Here is a 19,133-nt window from a genome sequence, read left to right on the forward strand (position 1 = left end):
CTCTCATGGACATGCCTGACGAGAAGCCCGCCGAACGCTCCGCAGGATCGACCCGTCCGCGCACCGACGCCGTCGTGACCGGGACGCACCGCCAGGCCGCGAAGGCCTCCGAGACCGCGCGCAAGATCGTCCGCGACATCACGACGGTCCCGCCGCGCAGCGTGCACCCGGCGCTCGTCCCCGGGGTCTCGGTCGAGGAGACGGGGCGCACCTACCGCACGGACCCGCTGGTCTTCGGCGTCGCCGCCGCGTTCGCCCTCGCCTTCATCGCCTGGGGTGTGTTCGCGGGGGACAACCTCGCCGGCACGACCAGCACGGTGCTGGCCTGGGTGGTCGAGTACTTCGGCTTCTTCTTCACGACCATCGCCACGATCATCCTCGTCTTCATGCTGTTCGTCGGGTTCAGCAAGTACGGGCGCATCCCCCTCGGCCGCGACGACGAGGAGCCCGAGTTCTCGATGTTCTCGTGGATCTCGATGCTCTTCGCGGCGGGCATGGGCATCGGCCTGGTCTTCTGGGGCGCCGCCGAGCCGCTGACGTTCTTCGAGAACCCGCCGCCCGGCACCGTCGAGGCGAACACCCTCGAGGCCATGCACACCGCGCAGACCCAGGTGCTGTACCACTGGGGCCCGCAGGCCTGGGCGTTCTACGCGCTCGTCGGTGGAGCCATCGCCTACGGCGCCTACCGCCGCGGTCGTACGCCGCTGATCTCGTCGATCTTCGCCCCGCTGCTGGGCGAGAACCGCACGACGGGTCCGGTCGGCCGCACGATCGACATCTTCTCCATCATCGTGACGCTGTTCGGCACGGCCGCCTCGCTCGGCCTCGGGGCGCTGCAGATCGGCCACGGCGTCGAGATCATCAGCGGAGCCGGACCCCTCGGCAACGGCATCCTCATCGCGGTCATCGCCGTGCTCACGGCGTGCTTCATCGCCTCCGCCGTGTCGGGCGTCTCCAAGGGCATCCGCGCGCTGTCGAACATCAACGCCGTGGTCGCCATCCTGCTGGCGTTCTTCGTGTTCTTCGTCGGCCCGACGCTGCTGATCCTCAACGTCATCCCGTCGGTCGCCGTGCAGTTCCTCGGCGATCTGCCCACCATGATCGGTCGCTCCGCCTCGCAGGGTGAGGCCGCGCAGGCCTTCCTGTCGAGCTGGACGATCTTCTACTGGGCGTGGTGGATCTCCTGGTCGCCGTTCGTCGGCATGTTCATCGCGAAGATCTCGCGCGGCCGCACGCTGCGCCAGTTCGTGTCCGTCGTCATCGTCGTGCCCTCCGCGATCTCGCTCGTGTGGTTCGCGATCTTCGGCACCACGGCCATCCAGCAGCAGATGGACGGCGCGGGCCTCGTGGTCGACCCGCCGGAAGAGGTGCTGTTCGGGGTGCTGGAGAACCTGCCGTTCCCGCTCATCACCAGCATCGTGCTGATCATCCTCATCGCGATCTTCTTCATCACCGGCGCCGACTCCGCCTCGCTCGTCATGGGCACGCTGTCGCAGCAGGGCCGCCCGGAGCCGTCGCGCTGGGTCGCCGTCGTCTGGGGTGTGCTCGTGGGGGTGATCGCCGCCGTGCTGCTGGTCAGCGGGGCCGAGGGCAGCGGACTGCAGTCGCTGCAGAACGCGACGATCATCGCGGCTCTGCCGTTCGCGATCATCATGGCCTTCATGATGATCGCGTTCATGAAGGATCTGCGGCGCGATCCGCTGATCCTGCGCGACCGGTATGCTCGCGCCGCCGTCCGGCACAGCGTCATGGCCGGGCTCGAGGAGTACGGCGACGACTTCGCCCTCGTGCCCGTCGAGTACGACCACTCGGAGGACGACCTCGCCTGGATCGACGAGGATACCGTCGACGACACGCTCGCCGAGGTGTACGAGGCCGCGACCGAGGCGATCGACATCATCCCGCCGGCCGAGGTGGACGCCGCCGTCGAGGCCGCGATGGACGCCCCCGCCGACAAGGACTGAGCGCGGGAGCTCAGGCGCTCACGCCGGGTCAGGCACTTCCGCACGGAAGGCGCCTGAACCGGCGTGATCGCCTGACTCGGCGGCCGCGGTGATCCGTGCGGCCATGCCGGAGAAGATCAGTCCGTGGAAGGGCAGCACGGCGAGCCAGTACAGCCGGCCGAGGAGGCCGCGGGGGAAGAACACGGCGCGCTGTTCGTAGCGGGCGCCCTCGCCGTCGGGCACCGCGCGCAGTTCGAGCCAGGCCTCGCCCGGCACCTTCATCTCCGCGCGGAGCCGCAGCAGGTGGCCTTCCTCGGTCTGCTCCACCGCCTCCACGCGCCAGAAGTCGATCGCATCCCCGACCCGGGCGGCGGTGCGGCTGCGGCGTCCCCGGCTGAGGCCCACGCCGCCGATCACGCGGTCCATGAGCCCCCGCACCGCCCAGAGCAGTGGCGACGAGTACCACCCGTTCTCCCCGCCGATCCCGAGGATGACGCGCCACAGCTCGGCGACGGACGCGCGGGTCGCCACGGAGCGTTTGTCCGTGAACACGGTCCGTCCCGCCCAGTCGGGGTCGCTCGGCAGCGGGTCGCTCGGCGCTCCGGACACCTCGGCATCCTGCCAGCTCGTCTCCACGGCGTCCGCGTCCACCCGTCCGAGGGCCAGCGCCACGGAGCGGCGGTACGGCGTGAGGCCGCCGTCGGGCCGCGGGATGAGTGCGTCGACGGCGTGATCCTTCATGATGCACTCGTTCTGCAGCGAGGCCACCAGGGGCCGGGCGATGGAGCGCGGCACCGGCGTGACGAGGTTCACCCAGTGCGACGCGAGCTCCGGCGTCAGCACCGGAAGGGCCGCGATGGCGCGCTGCCGCAGTCCGGCCTCCACCGCGTACCCGTTCATCATCTGCCCGTAGCGCAGCACATCCGGTCCGCCGATGTCGACGGCGCGATTGACACCCGCGTCGACCCGCGCCGCGCCGAGTAGATAGTGCAGCACGTCGCGGACGGCGATCGGCTGGATCCGGTTGCGCACCCACTTCGGCGCCGGCATGTACGGCAGCACGTCGGTGAGGTGCCGGATCATCTCGAAGGACGCCGAGCCGGAGCCGATCACCACGCCCGCCTGCAGGACGAGGGTGGGCACCCCGGACTCCAGGAAGATCTCCCCGACGTGGACCCGGGAGCGCAGGTGCGGGGAGAGCTTCACGTCGTCCGGGTGCAGGCCGCCGAGGTAGACGATCCGCCGGACTCCGGCTCGGGCAGCCGCCGTGGCGACGGTGGTCGCCGCGCGCTCGTCGCTCTCCTCGAAGCCCTTGCCGGCCGACATGGAGTGGATGAGGTAGTACACGACATCGACGTCGTCCATCGCGGAGGCCACGGCGTGCTCGTCGTCGGCGGACCCCTCGAAGATCTCGCACTCCTCGCCCCAGCCGAAGGAGGCGGCACGAGCGGCATCGCGCGCGAGGACCCGGACCCGGTAGCCGGCGTTCAGCAGGCGCGGTGTCAGGCGGCCGCCGATGTAGCCGGTGGCGCCGAGCACGAGCGCGCGCGGCGCGGAGCCGTCGCCGCGCGGGATCGCCCGCAGGGCGTCCTCGCGACCGGTGGGCTGGGTGAGCTCGCTCATGCTCCGAGCGTAGATCCCGGGGCCGACACGCGGAACGGGCTTGCGCCCCCAGCATCGCGCCGTGACGACACGCTCGCGAGCACCCCGGAGACACGGTACGGTCGTATCCGTGACTTCAATCGAATCGATTCGACGAGCACCCGCGGACGTCGCCACCCGTCGGGCGCGCATCGCCGTCTCGGCGCTGTTCCTCACGAACGGCGCCCTGTTCGCGAACATCCTGCCGCGGTACCCCGAGATCAAGGCCGCCCTCGGCCTCGACAACCTCGGCTACGGTCTCGCTCTCGCCGCCTTCCCCGCCGGCGCGATCGCGGCCGGACTCCTGGCGGCCACGCTGATCCGTCGCTTCGGGTCGGCGCGCATCGCGGTCATCGGCACCGTCCTCACGAGCCTCGGTCTGCTGTCGGCGGCGCTGTCCCCGACCGGCGTCCTCTTCGCGATCGCGCTCTTCGTCGGCGGTGCCTCCGACGCCATCACCGATGTCGCGCAGAACGCCCACGGCCTGCGCGTGCAACGGCGGTACGGGCGCTCCATCATCAACTCCTTCCACGCCATCTGGTCCATCGGCGCGGTGCTCGGCGGAGTGATGGCGGCGGGCGCGATCGCGCTGCAGCTCCCGCTCGCCGTCCACCTGGGGATCTCGACCGCGGTGTTCGCCACGGTCGCCCTCGTCGCCCTCCGCTTCTGCCTTCCGGGCCGCGACGACGAGACGGAGGAGGACGCCGTGGCGGAACCGGTGGAGATCTCCGGCGCTGTCCGTCGCGGCATCCCGGCGCGGACGGTGGTGGCCGTGATCGCCCTGACCCTCATCGCGATGGCCGGCGCCATCGCCGAAGACGCCGGCAACTCGTGGGCCACGCTCTACCTCGGCGACTCCCTGGGGGCGGCAGCCGCGGTCGCGCCGCTCGGGTTCATCGCCCTCGTCGGCGCGCAGTTCGTCGGGCGTCTGCTCGGCGATCCGATGACCGACCGCTTCGGACAGCGCTGGGTGGCGCGGGTCGGCGGCCTCATCGCCGCCCTCGGGATGACCCTCGCTCTGCTGTTCCCGAGCGTGCCCGGCACGATCCTCGGGTTCGCGGCTGTCGGCTTCGGCATCGCCACCCTCATCCCCGCCGCGATGCATGCCGCCGATGAGCTCCCGGGGCTGCGGCCCGGTGTCGGGCTCACCGTGGTGTCCTGGCTGCTCCGGCTCGGCTTCCTGCTGTCGCCGCCGTTCGTCGGATGGCTGGCGGAGACGCAGAGCCTTCGCGCAGGGCTCGTGGTGGCGCCGGTCGCGGCGCTCGTGGCGGTGCTGCTCGCAGGCTTCCTGGACAAGCGGCGCCCGCGGAACGCGTCGGACTAGGCCGGCTCGTCCACGAGGTCGGCGCCGCTGTGCACGGCGTCCGCCTCGGCGGCCTCCTGGATCGCGGCGGTCATCCCGACGAGGAACCGCATCACGACCACGCGCTCGTCGTCGGAGAGGTCGTCCACGAGGGAGAGCATCCGGCGGTGCATCGCCCCGAGCGTCGCCCGCACCTCGTCGTCGCTGCTCACGGTCGGCACGACGATGCCGGCGCGACGGTCGGTGGGGTGGGGTTCGCGGCGCGCGTGCCCGCCCTTCTCCAGCCGGTCGATGAGTGTGGTCGTCGACGCCGTGGAGATGTCCAGCGTGCGGGCCAGGTCGATCGGGCGCACGATGCGTCCCGCCTTCTGCTCGCGCAGCAGGAACCGGAGGGCGACGAGGTCGGTCTCGTTCATCCCCATGGACGCGCGCGTGCGGGCGCGCATCGCCGTCTCGGCGCTGCGGTAGCGCCGCAGCATGTTGAGCACATCGACCGTGGTGGCGCGCTCGCTGTCGGGGTACCAGTACCCGGAGGCGTGGAACTCGCCGGTGCTGTCGGTCACGCGACCTCTCCTTCGTCGCTGGAACCGGCCTCCCGCTCGAGCATCTCCATCGCGCCGGTCTCGACCTCTGCGGGGACGATGCGCAGGAGCCCGCCCGTGATCGCGTCGGTCTCGGCGCTGATGATCTGCTCGATCCGGCGTCGCGAGACGGAGGGGAAGAGTTCCTCCAGACGGGCGAGCAGATCGGCGTAGCGGATGTACGACGCCTCCTCGAGACTCAGTCGCTCCGGCATGGCATCCTTTCGGGGGCAGACTTCCATCTTCGCATCTCCGGAAGTCCTGGTCGCCCCCGAATATCGCTAGTCAGCCTTACTGTCAGTCAGTCGAGGTACCATGGGAAGCGGGGAAGGAGGATCTCTGCATGGGGAACATCAGTACCGACGTCACGACCTCGGCGCTCGCGCGCGATGTCGACGATTTCCGTCGCGCCGACGCGCAGTTGAACCGCCGTCTCGCCGCCCGCCGCGAGCCCAACGATACCGACCGCGCGGCGATGCACTTCATCAGCACGGCGCCCGTCGAGAAGCCGGTCACTCCCCGCGATCTCGCCACGTACCTCGGCATCAGCACCGCCGCCGTCACGAGTGTCGTGCGACGGATGTCCGAGCGGGGGCAGATCGTCGTCGCCCCGCACCCCCTGGATGCCCGGTCCAAAGTTCTCCGTCCTTCGCTCCGTGATCTGCACGGTCACGGGGATGAGCTCACCCAGCGGGTCGCCGCCCTGGAGGAGGAGTTCTCCCCGGAGGAGGCCGCGGTGATCTCCCGCTTCCTGCGTCGACTCACCGACGAGCTCGGCGACCTTCCCTGATGGATTTGATTTAACTAGTTAAACTAGTAAACTATCCTCGTCCAGGTTTTCTGCCACGAGGAGAAGAACATGGGAACCCTCACCTACGCGAACCTCGCCGACCCGATCGAGATCGACGACGAGCTGCTCGCCCACCTTCGCGCCGCCACCGTGACCAAGCTGCGGCGCAACGAGCCGTTCGCGCTCACGGTGCAGACCGGCGCCGACCGCACCGAGACGCTGTGGATCCACGCGTCCATTCCGATCCGCTTCGTCGTCGAGACGTCGGTCACGCTCCAGCGGCCGCTGTTGGCCCGCCTCATGCAGGCCGCGGGCTCGACCGGCGGACTCGACCTCACCGACCCCGAGCTCTCGCTCGATGCGATGTCGCGCGAACTGCACGCGATGTCCGCCTGATAACGGAGGGGTGCACAACCTGCCTCATCGCCTCGGGATCCTCTTCAAGGGCTCTCGGATTCCCGGACGGTGACGGCTACGGCGAGAACGGAGCGGGGGCTCTGGATCGCCGACCGCGGCATCCGGCCGCCGGGATTCGGGTTCCCGGCAGCCGGATGCCGTTTCTTCGTCAGAGGGCGGTGTAGCCGCCGTCGACCAGGTGGTAGCTGCCGGTGATGAAGCTGGCCGCGTCGCTCGCGAGGAACACCACGAGGTTCGCCACCTCGTCCGCCTGGCCGAGGCGACCGATCGGGTGCTTCGACACGAGGAAGTCCTTCGCCTCGTCGCCCATGTTCGCCAGGAGCGGGGTGTCGATGAAGCCGGGGCCGACCGAGTTCACGCGGACGCCCTGCGCCGAGTACTCCAGAGCGGCGGTCTTCGTCATTCCGACGACGCCGTGCTTGGCGGTGACGTAGGCGGGGGAGCCTGCGAAGCCGACGCTGCCGAGGATCGAGGCGATGTTCACGACCGAGCCGCCGCCGTTGGCGAGGATCGACGGGATCTGCGCCTTCATGTTGCGGAACACCGCGTTGAGGTTGATGGCGATCACCTTGTCCCACGCGTCTTCCTCATAGTCCGCGGTGGGCGCGGTGGCGCCGCCGATGCCGGCGTTGTTGACGCCGATGCGGAGCGGGGCGAGCGAGTTGGCGAGCTCGACCGACGAGGCGATCCAGGCCGGGTCCGTCGCGTCGCCGACCGACGCCTCCGCGGTGCCTCCGGCGGCGCGGATCTCCTCGACGACCGCGTTCGCGTTCTCCGCGTTCAGATCGTTCACGACCACCGCCGCGCCGTTCTGCGCCAGCAGCAGGGCGACCGAGCGGCCGATGCCGCTGCCCGCTCCTGTCACGATCGCCGAGCGGTTCGAGACGTCGTACTGAGCCACTTTCGGGCTCCTTCCCGGGCGGGCGCGGTGCCGGGAGATCTTCTCGGACGGTCCGTCCTTCCCTCCAGCCTACGCCCGGAATGCCGGTGTGGATTCATGTGAATGGAAATGCTCGGCCGCCTGGCTACGCTGTGGGGACCGTCTGCCGCGGGAGTGCCGACTCCGGCGGGACGAATCCGGAGGAGGCGACCAGTGGATCCGCTCGCAGATGAGTCCGAAGGCTCTCCGGGGGCGGACGCGTTCTCGCCCCTCGCCCTGGTCGTCGTCGGGGAGGATGACGGCGTGGTCGTGCGCCGTCTGCGTGCGGCGCGGCCGGATGCGGTCGTGACGGGTCTCGGGCCCGTCGATGCGGCCACCGTGGCGCACGCCTCCGCGACGGCGCATCTCGTGCTCGGCATCGGCGAAGTCTCCGCCGGCGCGTGGTGCGACGCGGTTATCGCGGAGGGCGACGAGGACGGCCTGTCCCGCTTCCTCGCCCGAGCGGCGGAGGTCGAGGAGCGCCGGAGGGCTCGGCGACTCCCTCCGGACACGCCGCCGATCCTCGAGTCCTGGTCGCCGCGCTGGGCGGTGGATGCGGCCCGCCTCGGCGCTCGGATCGCCGCGGCATTCGACGGTGTCCCGGTGCGCGTCGATCACATCGGCTCGACGGCCGTGCCCGGGCTGCGCGCCAAGCCGATCATCGACCTCCAGGTGGGGGTGCGCGACCTCGCGGACGCGGATGCCGCGGAGCAGCGTCTCGGGGACGCCGGCTTCGTGAACGTGCAGCGCATCGTGCCGGGCGCGCCGGGCGTCTCCCGGGACAACGCGCGGACGGGCGGCGATCCGGACGAGTGGTCGAGACGCCTGTTCGCGAGCGTGGACGCCAGGGCCCGGGCGATCGTGCATGTGCGACGCGTCGGGGCGTCGAACTGGCGATACGCCCTCCTGTTCCGAGACTGGCTGCGGGCGGACCCGGAGGCGCGCGACGAGTATGCGGCGCTCAAGACCGCGCTGGCCTCCGCGCACCGGGGCGACCGTGACTTCGACGACTACGCGCGGGCGAAGGACCACTGGTTCGACCGGGCGCAGGGGGAGATGGAGGCCTGGGCGCGGGTGACCGGGTGGGTGCCGGGCGGCCGTGGGGCGTGAGTGCCGCGGAGGAGCACTCTTGACACGCTCCCGACGCGGGTCTAACGTACAACCAAATGGTTGCACAAACGGAGTTGAGCGAAGCGGAGGTCGACCGTGTGTTCCACGCACTGGCGACGTCGACCCGGCGGGACATCCTGCGCCGGACGATCGAGCGGGAGCAGTCCGTCTCGACCCTCGCCTCCGAGTACGAGATGTCGTTCGCCGCGGTCCAGAAGCATGTGGCCGTGCTCGAGGCGGCGAACCTCATCGTCAAGCGCGCCGAGGGACGCGAGCGGCTCGTCCGCGCGAACCCCGAGATGATCGCCCGCGCCAGGGCGCTCCTCGCCCGATACGAAGAGCTGTGGCGGTCGCGCATCGCCCGGCTCGACGATCTCCTGGCCGAGCCGTCCCCGCCCGCGGGGAAGCGACCGGCCTCCACCGACCCCACCAGCAGTCAACGCAACGAATCGCAAGGAGACTGACATGCCTGTCACGGACATCATCACGGATGCCGAGAACCTCACCATGACCGTCGTCGCCGACCTCGCCGCGCCCGTCGAGCGCGTCTGGGCCGCCTACACCGACCCGCAGCAGCTCGAGCGGTTCTGGGGTCCTCCCGGCTGGCCGGCCACCTTCACCCAGTGGGACCACACCGTCGGAGGCCGAGCCGTCTACACGATGAACGGTCCCCGCGGGGAGAAGGCCTCCGGCACGTGGGAGTTCCTGGAGATCGACGCGCCGCGCAGCTTCACGGTGCTCGACTCGTTCGCCGACGAGGACGGCACGCCGGACGCGAACCTCCCCTCCATGCGCATGACGTTCACGTTCGAGCCGACGGCCGAGGGCACGCGCATGGTCAACACGAGCCACTTCACGTCCGCCGAGGCGCTCGAGCAGGTCGTCGCGATGGGCGCCGTGGAGGGCACCCGGATGGCCATGGCCCAGCTCGACGCCGTGCTGCAGGACCTCCGCGACTACGCGCAGGGCAAGGGCACGCGGGTGGAGCTGCTGGACGACACGCACGTGCGCATCACCCGCCTCGTCGAGGGTCCGCGCGAGCTGGTGTGGCGCGCCCACTTCGAGCCCGAGCTCATCCGGCAGTGGATGCTCGGCCCGGACGGGTGGGAGATGACCGAGTGCGTGTCGGCGACCGAGGTCGGCCAGTCGTACCGGAACTCCTGGGCGCCCGTGGGCGACACGGAGGGTGAGCCGTTCGGATTCGAGGGGGAGGCGCTGCTGATCGACGCCCCGAAGCGCGCCGTCACCACCGAGCGGATGCAGGGCATGCCGACCGAGACGCTCAACGACCTCAACCTCTACGAGGAGGACGGCGCGACCCTCGTCACGGTGCTCATCGAGTACCCCGACAAGGAGACGCGGGACATGATCCTCGCCACCGGCATGGCCGACGGCATGGAGGCCTCGTTCGCGCGACTGGAGCGGGAGCTGCTGTCCGTCTGACACCCAGGCACTCGCGCCGGAACAGGCGGTTCTCGTGGAGAGCCGCCTGTTCCGGCGCTTCTGCCTGTGCGAAAGCGGGATAAAGTGGCGGCACGATGAGGATCACGCGCCGTACCCTGCTCCTCGGCGCCGGTGCCGGTGCCGTCTCGGTGCTTCTCGCCTCCTGCACGCCGGAGCCGGAACCGACGCCGACCCCCACTCGCACGCGCGAACCGGAGCCGCCGCCCGGTGTCCCCGCTCCGAGCGGCAGTATCCGCAGCACCTGGACCACCGACCCGTTCGCCGGGGGCGCCGCGAGCTTCACTCCCGTGGGGGTGCTCGCGGCGACCCGCACGGCGCTCGCGCAGCCCGTCGACGACCGGCTCTTCTTCGCTGGCGAGGCGACCGACGACGAGGCGCCGGGTACCGTCCGCGGCGCCCTGCGGTCGGGCCGCCGTGCTGCTCGGGAGCTCACCGTCGCCGCGGAGGACGGCGAGCGGGTGGCCGTGATCGGCGCCGGGATCGCCGGGGCGACCGCCGCGGCGCAGCTCGCGGAGGACGGCCTGCAGGTGACGGTGTTCGAAGCGCGCGACCGCGTCGGCGGTCGGATCCTCTCCCGCACGGGCGACGACTGGCCGGTTCCGGTGCAGCTCGGCGCGTGGCTGTTCGGCGACGCCGACGCGGAGCTTCTCGATGCGATCGATGAGGGGGACATGGAGCTCGTCGACCTCGACGGGGCGCGGTGGCGCTCCGCCGAGGGCGACGTCGACCCCGTGGATCCGCAGCCGGTGGAGGCCGCGGTGACCACGGCGCAGTCCGCCCCGCAGGACTCCTCGGTGGCGGACGCCCTGGTGGCGGCCGGCATCGACCCGGAGGATCCCGCGACCGCCGCCCTCCTCGCGCTCCTCGCCGCACGCACGGGCGCCGACGCCGCCGACCTGTCGAGCTGGTTCGCCCCGCCGCTCCCGGACGCAGCGCTGCAGGGCGTCGGCGACGATCTGACCCCGTTCATCGAGAGCACCTTGGACGGGGTGAAGGTCGGGCTGAGCTCCCCGGTCACCCGTCTCGCGTGGGACGACACCGGCGTGAGCGTGCGCCTCGGCACCGGCGAGGCCCTCTCCTTCGACCGGGTGCTGCTGACGGTGCCGCTCGGGGTGCTGCAGGAGCAGGCCATCGAGTTCGATCCGCCGCTGCCGTTCGACAACCGCGGCGCCGTGTCCGCGCTCGGCATGGGTGCGATCGAGACGGTCTGGCTGCGGTGGGACGAGCCGTTCTGGGACGGCGACGAGGCGATCTGGCACGCGGTCGGCGAGGACATCGCGATCCCCACGTGGATCAACCTCCGCCCCTCGACCGGCGAGAACGTGCTCGTCGGGATCGTGGGCGGTGCGGCCGCGCGGGACTTCGCGGAGCTCGGGGAGGCCGAGGCCGTCGAGGCGGCGCTCGGGTCGCTGGCGCTCTACGCCTGAACCGTCTCGCGTGCGGCCTCGGCCGGGGCGCTGTCCTCGGGCGGCGGCTCCGTACGAGCGCGGTCCCACGGGTCCGGCAGGCGGCTGATGAGCACGAGCGCGGTCGCCACGGCGGCGAAGACGGCCAGCGCGATCGCGCAGGAGGCCGTGAACTCGACCGGACCGCTCACCTGCCGCGGGTCGAGGAAGTAGTACGGGTACCAGCCGATCAGCGGTCCGCGGATGAGTGTCGCGACGCCCCACAGCACCGGGTACGCCAGGGTCACCGGGATCACCCGCCACGGCACCGCCCGATGCCCCGGGGCCAGGGCCCAGGCCGCGACGGTCACCGCGGGCAGCCAGAAGTGCAGCACCTGATCCGACCACGGCACGTCGATGCGGATCCCTCGGACTCCGGCCTGCCAGACCAGGATCGCGAACACGAGTCCGGCGGTGATCGTCCAGGTGAGCACGAGGGCGAGCGCCACGGTGAGCCACCGCGGATCGCGGGCTCTCCGCAGCGCGAGGACTCCGGCGATGGTCAGGAGGACGACGAAGGCGATGTTCGACTGATTGGTCAGATACGCGAAGAAGTTCTGGCTCGCGATGGTGTTCGACGCGAGTCCCCACGCGAGGCGGTGGATCAGCGCGATGAGGCAGACGGCGGCGGCGGTGAGCCGGAGCAGGCCGAAGACGGTGCGCCTGTTCACCGTCGCCTCGTCCTTTCCGCCATCCGCCGAGTCTACGGAGCGGACCCGGGGTGACGCCGCATCAGGCCCCCGCGCGGGTTCAGGCGCGGGTGAGTGTGGGGGCCGGTTCTCGCGGGAACGCCTGTTCTCGCGGGGTCGGTCAGCGCCGCGGGGCGCGCGTGGACCACAGAGCCAGCGCGATGAGGGCCGGCTGGAAGAACAGACGCACGAAGCGCTTCATATCGGTGTCGAGGCCGAAGCCGTCGCGATGATGCATCCACTGGGCCACGTTGCCGGGGAACACCGCGGCGAAGAAGAGAGCGGCGACGGTGCCGACCGAGCGACGGCGGCGACGGGCGAGAAGGAGAGCGGAGCCGAGTGCGACCTCGGCGACGCCGGACGCGAGCACCGTGGTGTCCGGATCGAGCGGCAGCGATTCCGGCACCTGCGCCTGGAACTCCCCTCGGGCGAACGTGAGGTGGGAGACGCCGGCGAACACGAGCGAGGCGCCGAGGAAGATCCGGCCGATGGTGCGGGGAGTCGACATGGTGCGAGTGTACGCCCCGCGCTCTCCGTCAGATCAGGCGGCGGAGCGCTTCTTCCAGGGTGATGCCCTGCGCTTCGGCGCGGTCCCTGAGGCGGGCGTGCTCGTCGGGGGACAGCGGGACCTGGAGCACGATGGGGTCGTCCTGGGCGAGGTCGAGTCCGTCGAGGAGGTCGGAGGTCTCGGCCCACAGCGGCTGGGCGAAGTCCGCCTCCGCGACGGGCGCCGGGGTGCGGGACGGGGCCGCGGAAGTGGGCGACGGTGCAGCGGCCGCGGCGACCGGTGCAGAGGCCGCGACGGCGGCTCCGGCGTCGGTCGCGCGGGTGAACCCGGGGCCTCGCCGCGGCTCCTGCTTCTGCTGATAGGCCTTGGCGGCGGCGTTCGCGCGCTCGTCGGCGGCTTCGTTCAGCGGGTGCCCGGCGTGGCCCTTGACCCAGGAGAACTCGACGTCGCGACCGCGCAGGGCCTCGTCGATCCCCTCGAGGAGGTCGCGGTTCAGCACGGGCCCGCCGTCGGACTTCCGCCATCCGCGGCGCTTCCAGCCCGGCATCCACTTCGTCACGGAGTCGATCACGTAACGGCTGTCGCACTCGATCAGCAGCTTCTCGTCGGTGCCGGCCGTCGCCCGGAGCAGTTCGAGGACGGCGCGGAGCTCGCCCTGGTTGTTCGTGCCGTGCGGGGAGCCGCCGGCCGCCCAGTTCGCGTCGTCGATGTACCAGGCCCAGCCGTTCGGGCCGGGGTTGCCCAGGGCGGAGCCGTCTGCGGCGGCGGTGATGGTCATCCGTCCACCGTATCGCTGGCCGCGGACGGACTTTCGCGCCGAGGTCGCACGGAATCCCCGGGAACCTGCGACGGGAGTGGGAGAGTGCGACGTCGTGCGGGGTCAGTCCTCGGGGTCGGCGTTCTCGGTGCTCTCGGCCTCGGGAGCGGGCGGGGCGACCGGGAACACGATCGAGCTCACCGAGGAGGGGGTGTCGAGGCCGAGGGTCAGCGGGTCGAGCGCCGGCGCGGCGTCGAGCGTGTCTGCGGCCGAGGTCTCGAGAGGCTCAGAGGGGAGTCCCCACTGCTTCTCTTCTTCCTCAGGTCGCTGCTGGAAGAGTCCCATGCGTCCATTGTGACCCCCGGTCGGCCCGAGGTCGCCGTTTCCCACCGAGGTCGCAGGGATCCGGCGGGCTCGTGCGACGGGAGTGCGAATCTGCGACCGCGGGCTCACGCGTCGCGAGCGGCCTCCCGCACGGCATCGACGAGGGCGCGCCACGGACCGTCCACGGCGGAGTCGGGCAGCTCCCGCTCCCGGCGCTCGGACGGGGTGCGGGCGCGGATGCTCCACACGAACCGGTCGGCCCCCGGCTCCGTGTCGACGTCGTCGTCCCAGGGGCAGCTGTCGATGAGGCCGATCCACTCCTCGGCGTCCGGCGGCTCGGCCTCCACGCGCCACTGGCGACGGATGCCGGCGAGCCCTCCCGAGCGCACGACGGCGATGACGACGGGGGCGTCAGGCGGCGTCGGGTCCTCGGTCATCCTCATAGACTCCCACGGTCGTCCAGGCACGTCGAGCCGCGGCGACCGTCTCCTGATCGACCGTGGCCGCTGCGGCGACCGTGGCGTCGGCGAAGTCCGTGAAGTTCGCGGTGCTCGACAGGCCGCCGGTGAGCGCCCGGTACCAGACCGTGCCGGCGCGCTCCCAGGCGTTGCCGCCGAGGTCGAGGGCGAAGAGGGCGAAGGCGCGGTTCGGGATGCCGGAGTTGATGTGCACGCCTCCGTTGTCTTCGGTCGTGCGCACGAACCCGCTCATGTGGTCGGGTTGCGGGTCTTTCCCGAGTTCATCGTCGTCGTAGGCCGTGCCCGGCGCGATCATGGAGCGCAGAGCCGACCCCTCCACGGCGTCGGTGAAGATCTCCGCCCCGATGAGCCAGCTCGCCTGGTCGGCGGACTGCCCCAGCGCGTACTGCTCGGTGAGGGCGCCGAACACGTCGGCGACGGACTCGTTCAGTGCGCCCGGCTGGCCCTGATACTCCAGGTTCGCCGTGTGCTGCACGACGCCGTGGGCGAGCTCATGCCCGATCACGGTGAGCGAGCCGGTGAAGTGCTGGAACACCTCGCCGTCGCCGTCGCCGAACACCATGCGCTCGCCGTCCCAGAACGCGTTGTCGTAGTCGACGCCGTAATGGACGGTCGCGTCGAGGGGAGCGCCGGCGTCGTCGAGCGAGTTGCGGCCGAACGCGGAGAGCAGCATCTCGAACGTCGCGCCCAGGCCGTCGAACGCCTCGTTGACGGCGGTGTCGGCGACCGGCTCGTCGTCTTCCGTGCGGACCACGGCCCCCGGGAGCTGCTGCGTGTTGCCGGCGTCGCTGATCGTGCGGTTCGGCGCATCGGAGAGCTGCGCGACGAGGTCGCCGTTCTCGTCGATGGAGAGGTCGATGCGGGCGCGGAAGGGCGGGCGCCCGGCGGTGAGCGTCTGCCGGGCGGCGGCCGCGGCCTTGGGGAAGCGACCCGACTCGGCCAGGCGCGCGAGCAGGTAGGAGGGGACGACGCCGGGGTGCGGGAAGGATTCTGCGCTGCTCATGCGTCGACCCTACGCCGGGGATCGGACAGAGCAGGAGACCCGCTGCCGTTCCTCGAGGACGGCGGGAGCCATGGCGGCGGTGGCCGTGCGAGTGCTAGTCGCCGGATTCGCCAGGGGAGGCGCCGGGTCGGCGACGTGCCCCGACGATGAGCAGCACGATTCCCAGCACCGCCAGCAGGATGTTCACGCCGAGGTACACGGCGCCGTCGGCGCCGCCCGCCCGGACGACCGAGAAGGATGCGACCGTCCCGATGACGGCGAGAGCGAGGCACACGAAAGCGACGATCCTCAGCGTGCCGGCCTTCCTCATCTCATCCCTTCCGTCCGGACCCAGCGTAGCCGCGCGGCGCCCGGCACCCCACACGGCAGGAGACCCCCAGGACTGTCGCGTAAAATCGGCCTAATGACCGACGCGCCCGACGCCACTCCCGACCTGGGCCCCGGCATCGACCCCGACGACCTCGCCACCACGCTGCGCGTCCTCGCCGAGCTGCACACGATCGACAACGAGCACCCCGACTTCGTGGCCGTGCGCCACGCGACCGCGGCGATGTTCAAGGCGGTCAAGCGCGTGCGGCGCAAGGAGATCCGGGACGCGATCGCCGAGGCGGACAAGGCCGTCGTCGCTCGCACCGCCACCGGCGCTCCCGACCGCATCGACGACGAGACGCGCGGCAACGATCTCGCCACGAGCGTGGTGGACGCGCCCATCGCCGGCGAGCTCCTCAAACCCCGCAACTGCTACATCTGCAAGCAGCCGTACACGCTCGTCGACGCGTTCTACCACCAGCTCTGCCCTGACTGCGCGCGCTTCAGCCACGGCAAGCGCACCGCCCGCACGGACCTCACCGGCAAGCGCGCTCTGCTCACCGGCGGCCGCGCGAAGATCGGCATGCACATCGCGCTGCGCCTCCTCCGCGACGGCGCGCACACCACGATCACCACCCGGTTCCCGCGCGACGCGGTGCGCCGGTTCTCGGCCCTGCCGGATGCGGGCGACTGGCTGCACCGGCTGCGCGTGGTCGGCATCGACCTCCGCGACCCGGCCCAGGTGATCGGGCTCGCCGACTCGGTCGCCGCGCAGGGGCCCCTCGACATCCTCATCAACAACGCCGCCCAGACGGTCCGCCGCTCGCCGGGAGCCTATTCGCTGCTCGCCGACGCGGAGCTCCAGCCGCTGCCGGACGGGCCGCTGCCGGAGATGGAGACCTTCGGGCACACCGTCGACCCGCACCCGCAGGCGCTGCAGGCCTCGGTCGATTCGCACCCGCTGCTGTCGGTGGCCGCGCTCGGGGGCACGGTCGCAGAGCAGGGGGGACAGGCGCTCACCGCGGAAGACCTCGCACGGCTCGCGATGGCACCGGGCTCGTCCTCGCTGGAGAAGCACGCGGACGGCACGGCGATCGACGCGGGCGGACTCGTGCCGGACGTGAACCGCGTCAACAGCTGGGTGCAGTCCGTGGATCAGGTCGATCCGCTGGAGATGCTCGAGGTGCAGCTCGCCAACACGACCGCGCCGTTCCTGCTCATCAGCCGGCTGCGGGCGTCGATGGCCGCGTCGCCGTCGCGCCGGAAGTACGTCGTGAACGTCTCCGCGATGGAGGGACAGTTCTCCCGGCGCTACAAGGGTCCAGGCCACCCGCACACGAACATGGCGAAGGCCGCGCTGAACATGCTGACCCGTACGAGCGCGGGGGAGATGCTGGAGACGGACGGCATCCTCATGACCGCCGTCGACACCGGCTGGATCACCGACGAGCGCCCGCACTACACGAAGGTCCGGCTCGCGGAGGAGGGCTTCCACGCCCCGCTCGACCTGGTCGACGGCGCCGCCCGCGTGTACGACCCGATCGTGCGCGGCGAGGCCGGCGAGGACATCCACGGCGTCTTCCTCAAGGACTACGAGCCCAGCCCCTGGTGACGCCCGTTCGACTCCGTTCGAATCGCCTGAATGGTTCTATCCGGAGCCGAAACAGGGCGAATCGCGCGATTCGAAAGCCGGGTCAGCCGGGATAGGGGTGCGGGAACCAGACGGTCACGATGAGGCCTCCGCCGGTGCGGGGGGTCAGCACGAGGGTTCCGCCGTGTGTCTGGGTGATGCGCTGGACGATCGCGAGGCCGAGGCCCACCCCGGCGTGCTCCGCTCCCCGCGTGCGCTCGGTGCCGCGCTGGAAGGGTTCGACGAGCGTGGCGACCTGGGAGGCGGGGAGCTCCGCACCGGTGTTCTCCACGACGAGGGCCACCGCATCCGGGAGGGAGTGCGTGCGCACCGCGACGGAGCCGCCGCCGTCGCCCCGGTTGTGGACGATCGCGTTGGCGACGAGGTTCATGACGAGTTGCGGCAGCAGGGCGGAGGAGCCGAGCACGGTCGCCGGGACGCCGGAGACCTCGACCTCGACCCCGCGGCGGTCGGCGAGCGGGAGGAGGGCCTCGACGGACTCCTCGGCCAGGAGCGACAGGTCGACGAGGGTCCGCGGGAAGGTGCGCTGATCCGCCCTGCTCAGCAGCAGCAGCGCCTCGGTGAGGTCGATCGCACGCGTGTTCACCTCGCGGAGCCGGTCGATGAGGGCGTCGACGTCGCGGTCGGGATCGGTGCGGGCCACGTCGAGGAGCGTCTGCGAGATGGCCAAGGGGGTCCGCAGCTCGTGCGAGGCGTTCGCGGCGAAGCGCTGCTGCTCGGAGACGTGCGCCTCCAGCTGCTCCAGCATGGTGTCGAAGACGTCGGCGAGGTCGCGGAACTCGTCGCTCGGGCCCTCCATGCGGATCCGGTGCGACAGCGAGCCCTGGGCCGCGAGCCGGGCCGCGTCGCCGATGCGGTCGAGCGGGGCCAGCATCCGGCCGGCGAGCAGCCACCCGCCGCCGAGACCGATCGCGAGCAGGGCGACCATCACCATCGCGGCGACGGGCACGAACGCCCGGATCAGGTCCGAGCGGTTGGGGACGAAGAACTCGACGACGGGGATCTGCACATCCGGGACGTACCGCAGGAGGTAGAGCGCCACGGCGCCGAGCAGCAGGAGGCCGGAGACGACGACGATGCCCGCGTAGCTCAGCGTCAGCTTGAGGCGGACGCTCATCCCCCGCCGCCTACGCATCCGGGTCGGCCCCGATCCGGTAGCCGACGCCGGGCACCGTGAGGATCAGCCACGGCTCGCCGAGGCGCTTGCGCAGCGAGGAGACGGTGATGCGGACGGCGTTCGTGAACGGGTCGGCGTTCTCGTCCCACGCCCGTTCCAGCAGCTCCTCGGCGCTGACCACCCCGCCCTCGGCCTCGACGAGCACCTCCAGCACGGCGAACTGCTTGCGGGTGAGGGCGACGTACCGGCCGTCGCGGTAGACCTCGCGGCGGAACGGGTCGAGACGAAGACCGGCGATCTCCAGCACCGGCGGTCGCGCGCGCTGGCGGCGGCGATCGAGGGCGCGCAGCCGCAGCACCAGCTCCCGCAGCTCGAACGGCTTGGTGAGGTAGTCGTCGGCGCCGAGCTCGAACCCGGAGGCCTTGTCGTCCAGCCGGTCGGCGGCCGTGAGCATGAGGATCGGGATGCCGCTGCCCGAGGCGACGATCCAGCGCGCGATGTCATCGCCGGACGGCCCCGGCACGTCGCGGTCGAGGATCGCGATGTCGTACGCGTTGATGCTCAGGAGCTCGAGCGCGGTGTCGCCGTCGCCGGCGATGTCGGCCGCGATCGCCTCGAGCCGCAGCCCGTCGCGGACCGCCTCGGCGAGGTAGGGCTCGTCCTCGACGATCAGCACACGCATG

22 protein-coding genes are annotated in these 19,133 nt (G+C 71.3%); 9 read left to right on the forward strand and 13 right to left on the reverse strand.

Features of this window, described 5'->3' with window-relative positions:
- Nucleotides 1-5: 5 nt before the first annotated feature.
- Nucleotides 6-1,964, forward strand: coding sequence for a BCCT family transporter (locus MICNX66_RS01330; protein WP_187663003.1), 1,959 nt, complete (start codon nucleotides 6-8; stop codon nucleotides 1,962-1,964).
- An 18-nt stretch (nucleotides 1,965-1,982) separates the two neighbouring features.
- Here MICNX66_RS01330 and MICNX66_RS01335 read toward each other — a convergent pair whose 3' ends face one another.
- On the reverse strand, nucleotides 1,983-3,566 hold the full coding sequence (locus tag MICNX66_RS01335) for an SDR family oxidoreductase (RefSeq protein ID WP_187663004.1): 1,584 nt from the start codon (nucleotides 3,564-3,566) through the stop codon (nucleotides 1,983-1,985).
- A 118-nt stretch (nucleotides 3,567-3,684) separates the two neighbouring features.
- Between MICNX66_RS01335 and MICNX66_RS01340 the strand changes: the two genes are divergently transcribed.
- Nucleotides 3,685-4,908, forward strand: coding sequence for an MFS transporter (locus tag MICNX66_RS01340; RefSeq protein ID WP_232089260.1), 1,224 nt, complete (start codon nucleotides 3,685-3,687; stop codon nucleotides 4,906-4,908).
- Here MICNX66_RS01340 and MICNX66_RS01345 read toward each other — a convergent pair.
- Both MICNX66_RS01345 and MICNX66_RS01350 read right to left on the reverse strand, forming a co-directional pair.
- The gene (locus MICNX66_RS01345; RefSeq protein ID WP_232089158.1) at nucleotides 4,905-5,450 is read right to left on the reverse strand and encodes a MarR family winged helix-turn-helix transcriptional regulator; all 546 of its coding nucleotides are present in this window, start codon (nucleotides 5,448-5,450) and stop codon (nucleotides 4,905-4,907) included. The genes MICNX66_RS01340 and MICNX66_RS01345 overlap by 4 nt on opposite strands.
- Nucleotides 5,447-5,683 (reverse strand): hypothetical protein, encoded by a 237-nt coding sequence (locus MICNX66_RS01350; protein WP_187663005.1) that lies wholly within the window; start codon nucleotides 5,681-5,683, stop codon nucleotides 5,447-5,449. The genes MICNX66_RS01345 and MICNX66_RS01350 overlap by 4 nt, the downstream gene beginning before the upstream one ends.
- Nucleotides 5,684-5,811: 128 nt before the next feature.
- On the opposite strand from MICNX66_RS01350, the gene MICNX66_RS01355 reads away from it, so the two are divergent.
- Nucleotides 5,812-6,258 carry a MarR family winged helix-turn-helix transcriptional regulator gene (locus MICNX66_RS01355; protein ID WP_187663006.1) on the forward strand — a complete coding sequence of 149 codons (447 nt, stop codon included), beginning with the start codon at nucleotides 5,812-5,814 and terminating at the stop codon, nucleotides 6,256-6,258.
- Nucleotides 6,259-6,327: 69 nt separating this feature from the next.
- On the forward strand, nucleotides 6,328-6,654 hold the full coding sequence (locus tag MICNX66_RS01360; RefSeq protein ID WP_187663007.1) for a DUF7882 family protein: 327 nt from the start codon (nucleotides 6,328-6,330) through the stop codon (nucleotides 6,652-6,654).
- A gap of 169 nt (nucleotides 6,655-6,823) precedes the next feature.
- Here MICNX66_RS01360 and MICNX66_RS01365 read toward each other — a convergent pair whose 3' ends face one another.
- Nucleotides 6,824-7,576 (reverse strand): SDR family NAD(P)-dependent oxidoreductase, encoded by a 753-nt coding sequence (locus tag MICNX66_RS01365; protein WP_187663008.1) that lies wholly within the window; start codon nucleotides 7,574-7,576, stop codon nucleotides 6,824-6,826.
- A 192-nt stretch (nucleotides 7,577-7,768) separates the two neighbouring features.
- Here MICNX66_RS01365 and MICNX66_RS01370 point away from each other — a divergent pair, with 192 nt between their 5' ends.
- From MICNX66_RS01370 to MICNX66_RS01385, 4 genes are all read left to right on the forward strand, one after another.
- Nucleotides 7,769-8,704 carry a GrpB family protein gene (locus tag MICNX66_RS01370; protein WP_187663009.1) on the forward strand — a complete coding sequence of 312 codons (936 nt, stop codon included), beginning with the start codon at nucleotides 7,769-7,771 and terminating at the stop codon, nucleotides 8,702-8,704.
- Between the two features lie 56 nt (nucleotides 8,705-8,760).
- The gene (locus tag MICNX66_RS01375; RefSeq protein WP_025104055.1) at nucleotides 8,761-9,168 is read left to right on the forward strand and encodes an ArsR/SmtB family transcription factor; all 408 of its coding nucleotides are present in this window, start codon (nucleotides 8,761-8,763) and stop codon (nucleotides 9,166-9,168) included.
- A 1-nt stretch (nucleotide 9,169) separates the two neighbouring features.
- A complete protein-coding gene (locus MICNX66_RS01380) occupies nucleotides 9,170-10,147 on the forward strand; it encodes an SRPBCC family protein (protein WP_187663010.1) in 978 nt (325 codons plus the stop codon).
- A gap of 95 nt (nucleotides 10,148-10,242) precedes the next feature.
- A complete protein-coding gene (locus tag MICNX66_RS01385) occupies nucleotides 10,243-11,595 on the forward strand; it encodes a flavin monoamine oxidase family protein (RefSeq protein WP_187663011.1) in 1,353 nt (450 codons plus the stop codon).
- Here the strand turns inward: MICNX66_RS01385 and MICNX66_RS01390 are convergent.
- From MICNX66_RS01390 to MICNX66_RS01420, 7 genes are all read right to left on the reverse strand, one after another.
- Nucleotides 11,586-12,284 (reverse strand): Pr6Pr family membrane protein, encoded by a 699-nt coding sequence (locus tag MICNX66_RS01390; RefSeq protein WP_232089159.1) that lies wholly within the window; start codon nucleotides 12,282-12,284, stop codon nucleotides 11,586-11,588. The two genes, MICNX66_RS01385 and MICNX66_RS01390, sit on opposite strands and share 10 nt — an antisense overlap.
- Before the next feature lie 139 nt (nucleotides 12,285-12,423).
- The gene (locus MICNX66_RS01395; protein WP_187663012.1) at nucleotides 12,424-12,810 is read right to left on the reverse strand and encodes a DoxX family protein; all 387 of its coding nucleotides are present in this window, start codon (nucleotides 12,808-12,810) and stop codon (nucleotides 12,424-12,426) included.
- A 28-nt stretch (nucleotides 12,811-12,838) separates the two neighbouring features.
- The gene (locus MICNX66_RS01400; RefSeq protein WP_187663013.1) at nucleotides 12,839-13,588 is read right to left on the reverse strand and encodes a ribonuclease H family protein; all 750 of its coding nucleotides are present in this window, start codon (nucleotides 13,586-13,588) and stop codon (nucleotides 12,839-12,841) included.
- A gap of 102 nt (nucleotides 13,589-13,690) precedes the next feature.
- Nucleotides 13,691-13,912 (reverse strand): hypothetical protein, encoded by a 222-nt coding sequence (locus MICNX66_RS01405; protein WP_187663014.1) that lies wholly within the window; start codon nucleotides 13,910-13,912, stop codon nucleotides 13,691-13,693.
- 104 nt (nucleotides 13,913-14,016) lie between these two features.
- Nucleotides 14,017-14,328: a protealysin inhibitor emfourin gene (locus MICNX66_RS01410; protein WP_187663015.1), complete on the reverse strand. Its 312-nt coding sequence runs from the start codon at nucleotides 14,326-14,328 to the stop codon at nucleotides 14,017-14,019.
- On the reverse strand, nucleotides 14,303-15,373 hold the full coding sequence (locus tag MICNX66_RS01415) for a M4 family metallopeptidase (protein WP_187663016.1): 1,071 nt from the start codon (nucleotides 15,371-15,373) through the stop codon (nucleotides 14,303-14,305). The genes MICNX66_RS01410 and MICNX66_RS01415 overlap by 26 nt, the downstream gene beginning before the upstream one ends.
- 94 nt (nucleotides 15,374-15,467) lie before the next feature.
- Nucleotides 15,468-15,683: a hypothetical protein gene (locus MICNX66_RS01420; RefSeq protein ID WP_187663017.1), complete on the reverse strand. Its 216-nt coding sequence runs from the start codon at nucleotides 15,681-15,683 to the stop codon at nucleotides 15,468-15,470.
- Between the two features lie 93 nt (nucleotides 15,684-15,776).
- On the opposite strand from MICNX66_RS01420, the gene MICNX66_RS01425 reads away from it, so the two are divergent.
- Complete coding sequence (locus tag MICNX66_RS01425; protein ID WP_187663018.1) at nucleotides 15,777-17,294, forward strand: SDR family NAD(P)-dependent oxidoreductase; 1,518 nt, start codon at nucleotides 15,777-15,779, stop codon at nucleotides 17,292-17,294.
- 82 nt (nucleotides 17,295-17,376) lie between these two features.
- Here MICNX66_RS01425 and MICNX66_RS01430 read toward each other — a convergent pair whose 3' ends face one another.
- On the reverse strand, nucleotides 17,377-18,450 hold the full coding sequence (locus tag MICNX66_RS01430; protein WP_187663019.1) for a sensor histidine kinase: 1,074 nt from the start codon (nucleotides 18,448-18,450) through the stop codon (nucleotides 17,377-17,379).
- Nucleotides 18,451-18,460: 10 nt separating this feature from the next.
- On the reverse strand, nucleotides 18,461-19,132 hold the full coding sequence (locus tag MICNX66_RS01435) for a response regulator transcription factor (protein WP_187663020.1): 672 nt from the start codon (nucleotides 19,130-19,132) through the stop codon (nucleotides 18,461-18,463).
- Nucleotide 19,133: the final 1 nt, after the last annotated feature.

It is taken from the genome of Microbacterium sp. Nx66 (assembly GCF_904066215.1).
GTDB lineage: Bacteria > Actinomycetota > Actinomycetes > Actinomycetales > Microbacteriaceae > Microbacterium > Microbacterium meiriae.